This window comes from Streptomyces sp. MnatMP-M17 (assembly GCF_900091995.1).
In the GTDB taxonomy this organism is placed as follows: domain Bacteria; phylum Actinomycetota; class Actinomycetes; order Streptomycetales; family Streptomycetaceae; genus Streptomyces.
In genome coordinates, this window is record NZ_FMDK01000237.1 from 1 (window position 1) to 9,657 (window position 9,657).

12 protein-coding genes and 1 riboswitch are annotated in these 9,657 nt (G+C 68.6%); of the genes, 2 read left to right on the forward strand and 10 right to left on the reverse strand.

What is annotated here, in order from left to right; translation table 11 throughout:
• Together GA0115259_RS11430 and GA0115259_RS11435 are read left to right on the forward strand one after the other, a co-directional pair.
• Positions 1–741 (forward strand): PP2C family protein-serine/threonine phosphatase (locus GA0115259_RS11430; RefSeq protein ID WP_141716531.1); only part of this gene is annotated, 741 nt, incomplete at its 5' end.
• Positions 742–1,074: 333 nt separating this feature from the next.
• A riboswitch (cyclic di-AMP (ydaO/yuaA leader) is annotated at positions 1,075–1,229 on the forward strand.
• An 11-nt stretch (positions 1,230–1,240) separates the two neighbouring features.
• Complete coding sequence (locus GA0115259_RS11435) at positions 1,241–2,272, forward strand: M23 family metallopeptidase (RefSeq protein ID WP_093594658.1); 1,032 nt, start codon at positions 1,241–1,243, stop codon at positions 2,270–2,272.
• 104 nt (positions 2,273–2,376) lie between these two features.
• Here GA0115259_RS11435 and GA0115259_RS11440 read toward each other — a convergent pair whose 3' ends face one another.
• The 10 genes from GA0115259_RS11440 to GA0115259_RS11495 all read right to left on the reverse strand — a co-directional run.
• The gene (locus tag GA0115259_RS11440; protein WP_093594661.1) at positions 2,377–3,720 is read right to left on the reverse strand and encodes a PrsW family intramembrane metalloprotease; all 1,344 of its coding nucleotides are present in this window, start codon (positions 3,718–3,720) and stop codon (positions 2,377–2,379) included.
• A gap of 77 nt (positions 3,721–3,797) precedes the next feature.
• The gene (gene trmB, locus GA0115259_RS11445; RefSeq protein WP_237539925.1) at positions 3,798–4,592 is read right to left on the reverse strand and encodes a tRNA (guanosine(46)-N7)-methyltransferase TrmB; all 795 of its coding nucleotides are present in this window, start codon (positions 4,590–4,592) and stop codon (positions 3,798–3,800) included.
• A gap of 272 nt (positions 4,593–4,864) precedes the next feature.
• Entirely contained in the window at positions 4,865–5,227 is a 363-nt protein-coding gene (locus tag GA0115259_RS11450; protein ID WP_107469167.1) for a glutamate ligase domain-containing protein, read from the reverse strand.
• A complete protein-coding gene (locus GA0115259_RS11455; RefSeq protein WP_093594668.1) occupies positions 5,227–5,748 on the reverse strand; it encodes a C39 family peptidase in 522 nt (173 codons plus the stop codon). The genes GA0115259_RS11450 and GA0115259_RS11455 overlap by 1 nt, the downstream gene beginning before the upstream one ends.
• A 37-nt stretch (positions 5,749–5,785) precedes the next feature.
• Positions 5,786–6,877 (reverse strand): D-alanine--D-alanine ligase family protein, encoded by a 1,092-nt coding sequence (locus GA0115259_RS11460; RefSeq protein WP_093594672.1) that lies wholly within the window; start codon positions 6,875–6,877, stop codon positions 5,786–5,788.
• A 102-nt stretch (positions 6,878–6,979) separates the two neighbouring features.
• Complete coding sequence (locus GA0115259_RS11470; protein ID WP_093594675.1) at positions 6,980–7,729, reverse strand: helix-turn-helix domain-containing protein; 750 nt, start codon at positions 7,727–7,729, stop codon at positions 6,980–6,982.
• Between the two features lie 27 nt (positions 7,730–7,756).
• Complete coding sequence (locus GA0115259_RS11475) at positions 7,757–8,269, reverse strand: DUF6879 family protein (protein ID WP_176732509.1); 513 nt, start codon at positions 8,267–8,269, stop codon at positions 7,757–7,759.
• Positions 8,247–8,510 (reverse strand): hypothetical protein, encoded by a 264-nt coding sequence (locus GA0115259_RS11480; protein ID WP_093594681.1) that lies wholly within the window; start codon positions 8,508–8,510, stop codon positions 8,247–8,249. Before GA0115259_RS11480 ends, GA0115259_RS11475 begins: the two co-directional genes overlap by 23 nt.
• Positions 8,511–9,028: 518 nt before the next feature.
• Positions 9,029–9,301 carry a hypothetical protein gene (locus GA0115259_RS11490; RefSeq protein WP_093594687.1) on the reverse strand — a complete coding sequence of 91 codons (273 nt, stop codon included), beginning with the start codon at positions 9,299–9,301 and terminating at the stop codon, positions 9,029–9,031.
• Positions 9,294–9,657 (reverse strand): ATP-binding protein (locus GA0115259_RS11495; protein ID WP_237539924.1); only part of this gene is annotated, 364 nt, incomplete at its 5' end. The genes GA0115259_RS11490 and GA0115259_RS11495, both read right to left, overlap by 8 nt.

The following is a 9,657-nucleotide window of genomic DNA, read 5'->3' on the forward strand; positions in this document are numbered from 1 at the left end:
CCCGCCGAACGGATCGGCGGGCTGCGTATCGCCGCGCGGTACGAGGCGGCCCAGGAGGGCGCGTTCATCGGCGGCGACCTCTTCGCCGTACAGGACACGCCGTACGGAGTGCGTCTGGTGGTCGGCGACGTACGAGGCAAAGGGCTTGAGGCGGTGGAGGCGGTGGCCGTCGTCATCGGGTCCTTCCGGGAGGCCGCCGAACAGGAGAGTTCGCTGGAGGGCGTGGCGCAGCGGCTGGAGCGCGCTCTCACGCGCGACGGGACCAGACGTGGCGGGCTGGACGCGTTCGAAGGCTTCACCACGGCCGTGCTCGCCGAGATCCCGCACGACGGAGGTGTGGTGCGGCTGGTCAACCGAGGCCATCCCGATCCGCTGCTGATGTGCGAGAACGGCGCGGTACGGATGCTGGAGACGCGCGATCCCGCGCTGCCGCTCGGGATGAGCGAACTGGGCGCGTGGCCGGACCGTGCCCAGCAGGCCAAATACCCGGCCGGATCGACGCTGCTCTTCTACACGGACGGACTCTCCGAGGCGCGTGATTCCCGGGGTGTCTTCTATGTGCCGCGCGACCGGCTCGACGGACGGATCTTCCAAGGGCCCGACGAACTGCTCCAGGCGCTGATCGACGATGTACGGCTGCACACGGGCGGCGGGAGCCAGGACGACATGGCGCTGCTGGCGGTGAACCGGCCCACGGAGGTCCAGCCGGAACGGCGCAGGACGATACCTCTCGTGTCCTGACTCGTTCCCTGACTCGTTCCCTGGCGGACGTGTCCCGCGCGTTTCGTGTGTCCCGGGCGTCCCGCGTGTCCCGGGCGTGCTCGCGCGCGGCCCGCCGGGCCGTTACCACCGTGTGTGATCGACAGGTATCCCTCCGCATAACATTTGACATACCGTCAGGTATGCCGGGCGGGCTGAAAGGCAGTCAGCTCGCCCGATTGCGTATGCATGTGCCCTGGTGTGTCCGATGCGAAGTTGTTAATGATCACCCGGAACGGCTTGGAATAAGGGCCTGGTCTCTATTAACGTTCGATAACGCAGCGCGGTCGTCCCAGCCGTCGTAAGAGTCGGCACCGTGCTCACGCGCCGAATCCCGCAAGGGAACCGGGGAACCACCAATTGGGGTGAATCGGGAGTTCTTTGCTGCCTTGCGCAGCTCAGGACAACCGTAGGAGACCTTCCTGCTCCGAACCCGTCAGCTAACCCGGTAGGCGAGAAGGAAGGAAAGGAGTGCGCCTCAGTGGCGTCCAATCAGCCTGCCCCCACGGTCCCCTTCGAAACCACCTCCTTCGGCACCGAGCCGGAGCGGGCATGGGGCGAGTGGAATCCCACCGAGGAGTCCGTACGCCCGGTACGCGGCAGGCATCGCGTCGGTAAGCAGCGCAATGGCTTCGCCCGTAGCTCCACCGTCCTCGGCGTGGGTGTCATAGCCGCCGTCGGCGCGGGCGGTATGGCCACCGCGCAGGACAAGCCCGCGGTCTCCATATCCCTGCCCGACGCCATCACGGACAACCTTCCCGACGCCGGTTCGCTCCCGGGCATGGGATCGCTGGCGGCCGACGAGGCCGAGCCGGATCTGCTGGCCAGCGCACCGCTCACCACCGCCGGTATGACGGCCGCGGACGCGGAACAGGGCGCCACGGACGCCGGCGAGGCGCTGCGGGCCCGGATCCTCCAGCAGGCCGAGCAGCAGCAGAACGAGGCCGACGCCACGGAGAAGGCGGCTGCGGAGCGCGCGGCGGCCGAGCAGGCAGCGGCACTGGCCAAGAAGCAGCAGACCGAGGCCGAGAAGAAGATCGAAGAGGCGAAGAAGAAGGCCGAGGCGGAGGCCAGGGCCAAGGCGGAGGCGGAGCGCCTCGCGAAGCTGGCCGCCAGCTTCGCCCTTCCCACCTCCTCGTACACCATCACCTCCACCTACGGTGAGTCCGGCTCCATGTGGTCCTCCGGTTACCACACCGGCCTGGACTTCGCCGCTCCGACAGGCACGCCGGTCAAGGCCGTGCACAGCGGCACGGTCACCTCGGCCGGCTGGTCGGGCTCGTACGGCTACCGGACCATCCTGGAGCTGGATGACGGTACGGAGATCTGGTACTGCCACCAGTCCTCGATGACCGTCACCGCCGGGCAGAAGGTCACCACCGGCGAGACCATCGGCCGGGTCGGCGCGACCGGCAATGTGACCGGGCCGCATCTGCACCTCGAAGTCCACACGGCGGGCGGCTCCGGTGTTGATCCCATGAGCTGGCTGCGCAGCAAGGGCCTGGCTCCCTGAGCCGCGCCACGTGACTCCCTGAGCCGCGCCGCCCGACGCCCGGGCCGCCGGTCTCGTCGGTCATCAGCCCGTCGTCGGCCGGTGGTCGGCCGGTCGGTTGGCCGTCAGTACTGGCGGTACGGGTTGTAGCCGTCGTAGTCGATGTACGGCGGCGGCACCGGCACCCGGCCCGTGGCCCGCGCGGCATAGGTCAGGGCGGGCCCGGCCGTCTCCCTGCGCTCCCAGAGATGGTGCAGCAGCTCCTGCTCGCGCTCCACGAAGTCCGGGCCGGTCCTGCCGCGCCGGGCGTCATGGCGCAGAAACGCCAGGGACGTCGCGAACGCCTCGTACTCGCCGACTGATCTGGACGCCTGGCGTCCGTACGTACGGGCCGCGAAATCGCGCGCCACCGTGCGCGCCCGCATCGAGGAGAGCGCCTGAGGCGCGGACGCCGGCAGCCAGCCCGCCGCCGCGTACGCGGGCAGCTCGGCCGAGACCGTACGCAGCTCGCGCTGTCTGCTCCAGATCGCCAGCCAGGTCAGCAGCCCGAAGACCGGCACCATGAACACCGCGTACACGGCGTAGAAGCCGAACGGGCCGAAGAGCGACGTCGAGCCGTTCCACAGCGCGTGCATGCCCATCGCCAGCACCAGACCGAGCGGTGGGAGGACCAGCCGCCGGATCTTCTGGTGGCGGGCCGCCGTCGCCGCCAGGCCGAAGCCTATGCCCGTGAGCACGGTGAAGAGCGGGTGCGCGAACGGCGCCAGCACCACCCGTACGAAGAAGGTCGCCGCCGTTATGGAGGCCAGGCCCGCGCTGCCCGCGCTCCGGTCCTCGCCGAAGGCGCTGCCGAGATAGAGGATGTTCTCGGTGAAGGCGAAGCCGGTGGCGGTGAAGCCCGCGAATACGACTCCGTCGACCAGCCCGGTGAAGTCCCGTCTGCGGAACAGGAAGACCAGCAGGATCGCCGCGGCCTTGGCGCTCTCCTCCACCACCGGCGCTATCACCGTGACGCCCAGGGACTCCGCGCCCGCCGGATCGGCGGTGGCGGTGGCTATCCACCGGATCGCGAAGGTGTTGGCGATGATCGCGACCAAGGCGGCGGCGAAGGCGCCCCAGGCGAACGAGAACAGCAGATTCCGCCAGGGCCCTGGATCGACGCGGTCCAGCCAGCGGAAGGCCGCGACCAGCAGCGGTACGGGCAGCACGGCGAGCCCGAGGCCGACCAGAAAGCCCTCGGTGCCGGTCTGGTCCCGGACGAGCGCCAGGATCACCAGGCCGCAGAGCGCGAGCAGCGTGATCACGGCTCCCGCTCGCACCGCCCGATGGCGCCAGAAGGCGCGGCGCGGCCGATAGCGCCTGCGGGCAGGCTCCGGCACGGCGGTCCACAGGTCGCCGAGCTGCTGCTGCCGCTCGTAGACGGGGATCGCCGGGCCCGGATCGAGGCGCTGCTGAGTGGGTTCCGACACCCGACGACCCTAACGAGCGGCACTGACACTGACGATGGTGCCTGTGCCGCTACCGGCGGTTACGGGGCCGGGCGGCGTCAGGCGGACGGCCGTTCCGGCTGTTGCGGCTGTTCCGGCAGTTCATGGAGATCCGGCAGATCCGATACGCGGCGGAACAACAGATCGCGTACGACATGGCCCTTGTCGAGTCCCTGGCCCTCGAACCGGGTCAGCGGCCGGAAGGCGGGCCGTGGCGCGTATCCGCCGTCCGGCTGGGTGTTCTCGAAGCCGGGGTGGGCCGTCAGCTCCGCGAGCATCTGCTCGGCGTACGGTTCCCAGTCGGTCGCGCAGTGCAGCACGGCCCCCGGCTTCAGCCGCTCCGCGGCCAGGGTGAGGAACTCCGGCTGGATCAGCCGCCGCTTGTGGTGCCGCTTCTTGGGCCAGGGGTCCGGGAAGTAGACGCGCAGCCCGTCCAGGGACTCCGGCGGCAGCATCTCCCTGAGCAGGATGATCGCGTCGCCGTTGGCCACCCGGACATTGGCCAGCCCGTTCTCCTCCGCGAGCCGGAGAAGGTTTCCCTGGCCGGGGGTGTGCACGTCGACCGCGAGGATTCCGGTGCCCGGGTCGTCGGCGGCCATCCGCGCGGTCGCCTCGCCCATCCCGAAGCCGATCTCCAGGACGACAGGCAGCCCGCCGAACAGCTCGTCCGGATCGAGCACCTGCTGCCCGTCGATGTCCAGGCCCCAGACGGGCCACAGCCGCCGCAGCGCGTCGGCCTGGCCCGTGGTGACGCGGCTGCGGCGCGGCTGGAAGCTGCGGATACGGCGCTCGAAGTGGGAGCCCGCGGGGTCGGCGGCGGGTCCGGTGCCGCCGGGGAACATCCGGCTCATCATGCGTTCCCCGGCCCGCCCGGCCGTACCCGTTCCACGCCCGGGCTCCGGCACGGCCCGCCCGGCGCGCTCAGCGGTCTCGGCCGTCTCAGCCATCTCAGTCATCCCGGTCTTCTCGCACTCGGCCACAACGCACCAATTCTACGGAGGGCCTACGAGACGCCCGCGCGCCGCCGCCCCTCTGCCAGTGTCCCTCGCCGAAGCGCTGCCCGGTGGGCCGCGCTCGGGCTGTCACGTCCGACCGTCCGCCGTTCCCTGGCCGGGAAGCAGACAGCTCATAGGCTGGTGACGGGTTGGCCGGTCAGGGCTTGGGCGATCTGCCAAAGCTGGCCGCCCCTCGACGCCTTCACGAGAACAACGTCACCGGGGCGAAGGATGGATTGGAGGTAGGCCGCAGCCGTCGCGTTGTCACCCACGAGCGCGATATCCGGGACGCCCGCCGCACCAGCCGTGAGGGCGAGCTGCTTCGCAAGATCGCCTCCGACTCCAATGACGAGATCGACACCGCGCTCGGCTGCGAAGCGCCCCATCTCGCGGTGGGCTTCCACTGCCTCGTCGCCCAGCTCCAGCATTTCTCCGAGTACGGCGATCCTCCGGCCGCCCTCGGCCTCGGTCATGTCGCTGGCTGCCTCGGTCATCAAGACTCTCCGTTGTTCAAGGGCGCGAAGGTGATCGCGCGGCCTGTGTAGGAAGAGGTCAGACGACTGAGGGGGACTCGATCATGCGTCTGGCCCCACGCGGAAGGGTCTCGGATGAAGACCGCGGGGTCGGAGCTGTTCTCGTAGCCGCGCAGAATCACGAGGTGGCCGCCTGAGCGGCCGTCATTGGGGAGCTGTTCCGTCACCGACACGATCACGGGTGCATCGTCGAGGCGTTCGCGCAGGTCCCCCGCCGGGACGGGCTCGGCGCGGGAGGGGACACCGAAGTCGGTTGCGAGCTTGGCGATCCCTGCGTGAAGTGCTCCACGCGGGGTCAGTACCTCGTTCTTGACCGCGAGTTTCAGCAGCTCCGTGACCGTTGGAGCTTCGCGGCCGTAGGCGAGCAGGATCATCCGCAGCGACGCCAGGCCGCACGCCCGGTTGGACCATTCGGTCCGGTCCCCGAGGGCCCAGCCTCCGTGCAGATCCCACTCGGCGGGGTCGATGAGCTGTCGGCACATGGGGACATCGTGGACGCGCGGCACAGCGGGCTGGCTCCTACGGTGAGACGGCAGCCTCCCGAGTCGACGTGGTGCCGGAGAACGCGGGAGTGGGCAGGGGGACATCGTACGGCTGGCGGCCGAGCGCCTCGTGCAGCATCGCCAGGACGACATCCGTGTGCGTGAAGCCGAGCGTGGCGGCACCCACCACGAAGTTCGAGTCACGCGACATGCCGGGGGTGGAGTTGACCTCCAGCGCGTACGACTCGCCATCCGAGGTGAGCATGAAGTCGATACGAGCCGACCCGCGCAGCCCGAGACCGTCCCACTGCGTCTTGACCTGCCAGGTGATTTCGCTCTGCACCTTGGGTGCCAGGTCCGCGATCTGCACGGCGACGGTTCCACGGGAGTCGGCGTCGAGCTTGGTGTCGGTGTCGTAGAACTCGGCGTCGGTGGCTTCCGTCGCCAGCGGCGGAAAGATGGCGACGGAGCCACCCGGCAGCTCCAGGAGCCCCACGGTCAGCGGTGTGCCGGTCACGTACTCCTCCACGAGCACGTCGTCGCCCGTTTCGCCGGCAGCGTCGGTCAGCGCTCGTCCAAGGTCCGCCTGTTCGCGAACGAGGCTCATGCCGACGCTGGAGCCCCCGAAGGGAGGCTTCACCATCACAGGTCGCCCGGTCCAGGCCGCCGGCCCTCCCGACCACACGGACCAGCCGGGGGTGGGCACCCCCAGGCTGAGCATCACCCTCTTGCAGAGGATCTTGTCAGCGGCCACCGCAGACGCCGAGACCCCGCTCCCGCAGTACGGCACTCGGAGGTAGTCCAGGAGGCCCTGCAAACGTCCGTCCTCCCCATACGGGCCGTGCAGGTTGGAGAGGGCCACATCGTACGAGGCCAGTTCCTCGATGAAGCTCCGCTCGCAGGGGTTGAGCACGGTCCAGCGGGCACCGATCTCGTCCAGAGCCTCGGACAGGGCGGTCACGGAGCGCTGGTCGACGGGGCACTTCGAGTGGTAGAGCCGATCCTCGCCGGACACCGGGCCGTAGATGAGGGCGACGCCGAGACCCTGGCGGTTGTGCCCCCAGGCGCGAAGGTCGTGGACGGCCTTCTGTGTCGTCGGGTCCGTGCCGGGATTGAGGAAGATGGTCATGCGAGCACCCCTTCGAAGGTGTGGGCGACCGGGCCGCCGACCCATTGGGTTCGGTGCGGCCGGTCGTTGTGCGGGCGGACCGTGAGCGGCTCTCCGGCGCGGTTATGGACGGTGACCGGGCGCGGGGAGACGAGGCCCCGCATGGTGGCGATCACGACGGCCGCTCTTGTCGTCGTACAGGAAGAATCCCTCGACGGGCCAGAGCGACCGGTCGACACATTGCGGAATAATCCCGATGCTCACCGAAGGCAGCGCCATGACGCTCAGCAAGTACCCGAGTTGGCCTGCCAGCACTTCCGCTCCACCAATGCGGTACCGGAGCGCGCTCTCCTCCAGGAGGATGGCGAACGTGTGATTGCCGTAGACGATGTTCTGCTTCCCCACGCGAACCCTGACAGCCGCCGGCACATCGTCGATGAGGCCGCGACGGTCGCGGATGGAGGTCAGAAGTGCGGTGATGTACGAAGCGGTCTGCACGGGGCCGGGAATGAGCCACGGCGAGTAGATGCGGAACCGCTGGGTGCGTTCCCACAAGGGAAGGACGGATTCCTGCGCCCACTTGAGCCCGTTGCGCTCCATCTTGCGCCACTCGACATACATGCCCTCGATTCCGCGGGCCGTCGAGATGAGGTCTTCGGCTTGGCCATCCGCGCCACAGGCGGAGCACCAATCGCGAAGGTCGCGCTCCGAGGGGAGACGGGTGCCGCTCTCGAAGCGCGAAGCCTTCGACTCGTGCCACCCACAGCGTCCGGCCAGCTCCCGCTTGCTCATTCCGGCCGCATTCCGGATCTCAGCCAGGCGTTTCCCGAGCGCTTTCCGGGCTTCCTGAACGCTCGAAGATGGCGATGTCATGTCGTCACGACGGTGCTGTTGGGACTCTCAGGACAACTCGAACTCTGCGTGTGGCGTTGCCCGTACCCACACGGCCTCGAAGGCAGACCCGCAGAGCTTGGCCACCTCCGGGTCTTCCGTGAGTTCCATCTCCATGTTCTCGCCATCGCCGTCGAAGTGGTTGAGGAGAACGAGGTGGGAGTCGAACAGCCAGAAGTCGTTGCCTGGGAGTGCGACCACCGTCGCTCGGCGGCGTGAGAGCCAGCGCACGTCTTCCCCGGCGGCAATGTTCAGTCCGTCCGTTACCGCGTGCTCGAAGCGGATGTACTCGCTGACGGGCGTCGACACGATGCGTGCCCGGCGAACCTCGACACCTCGTGCGGTCGCCTCCGTGACGATGGCGTGCCAGTCGGCCCAGCGCTCGGCGGGGTCGAAGGTCGTGCCAGCTTTCCAGTCGATGAAGGCCAGGTCCGACTTCATGTAGGCGTCCCGCATCTCCAGATGGACGGCTGTCCTTCGGCAGTCGCGGAACAGCTCCTCAAACGTTGGGGTCCTCGTCATCCTTCTTCACCTCCGGGTCGGTGTCCTTGGTGCTCTGCTCCATCTCCAGAAAGAACTGCACCATGCGCCGGGGGATCTCTACCACCGACTCGTGGCCGGGGATGTCCATCTGCCGGAGGCGCTCGGCGTCCTCCACCTTCCACCCCTGCACGAGGTAGTTGTCCTTGACATCGTGGAGGTAGATCGTGGGCGAGCCGCCGCTAGGACTCTCCGGGTCTTTCCCGAGCTTGATCAGGGCCATGATGTCCTCCTCGAACGCCGATGACGATCTGTGTGCCAGAGCTTGCCCGCGGCTGCGCCGCGGAGCGAGGGACTTGCCGGAACTTGCCAGGTTCCGTCGAGGATGCGAGTTACGCAGCCGGCTCGCCGATGGCGGTCAGACGAGTGCGTGCGCACCTTGCTCATGGCGGAGCAGCATGCGCCGGAGGAGACTCACTCCCGGCCGGCGGCGAAGGCCATGGTCTCCGGGCTGCTGCTGTCCGGTCGGACCACCAGCGAACTGAGGGGCTTGGCCGCACGTTGCGGTGTACTGGTGTAACTGCTGTGCCGGTACGGTATTTGGGCAAGCCTCCCTGTTGTGGCGGAAGGGCGAGTCGAGCGCGGCCGGCGGGGGAGCCGGGATGCTGCTGTCGGCCGCGCCGCCGAGTCCGGCAGGGGCGGGAGTTCTGTGTCTACTGAGGTGCTCGCTTCAGCGTTTGTCGAAGAGTCTGGCTCGGGCCTTGGTGCGTTTCCGGTAGGCGGCGTGTTTCGCTGCCAGGTCTACGATCGTGAACTCCTGGAATTCCATGACCAGTTGGCCTGCGTGTGGACGTTGCCGAACTCCGGGCGTCCCTTGCCGGGGCTGATGCCGACTCGTTTCCACAGGATGCCGAGGTCGTCGCGTTCGTAGGGTCCTTCGTCGGCGTACGCGATGCCGCCGTTGCGGACGATCAGTGTGCCCTGGGGGCGGTGCTCCGAAGACCAGCAGGCGATGTACGGGACGATGTCCGGCCGCCGTACCGCGCCGGGCGGAGGACGCTCGCCCTCAGCCATGCCCCGGCCCCTCGTCCGTAGCGTTACGCTCCGCCGCGCTCTGCAAGGACAACGAGGCCCAGATCATTTTGCCTGGACCGGCCCGGTCGGCGACTCCCCATTCGTCCGCCAGTGCGTCGACGAGCAGGAGTCCTCGGCCGTCCGTTGCTTCCGGGTCCGGGGTACGCGGCTGGGGGCGGTCCGGCGAGCCGTCGTGGACCTCGATGCGCAGAGCGCCCGAGCTGCGGAAGTAGCGGGTCTCGATGATCTGTTCCGGCGTCACCTTCGCGTGCAAGCTCGCGTTGCTGAGAAGCTCTGAGACGATCAGGACCGCCGAGTCCTCCAGCTCCGACAGCCCCCAGCCGGCCAGCGCCTTA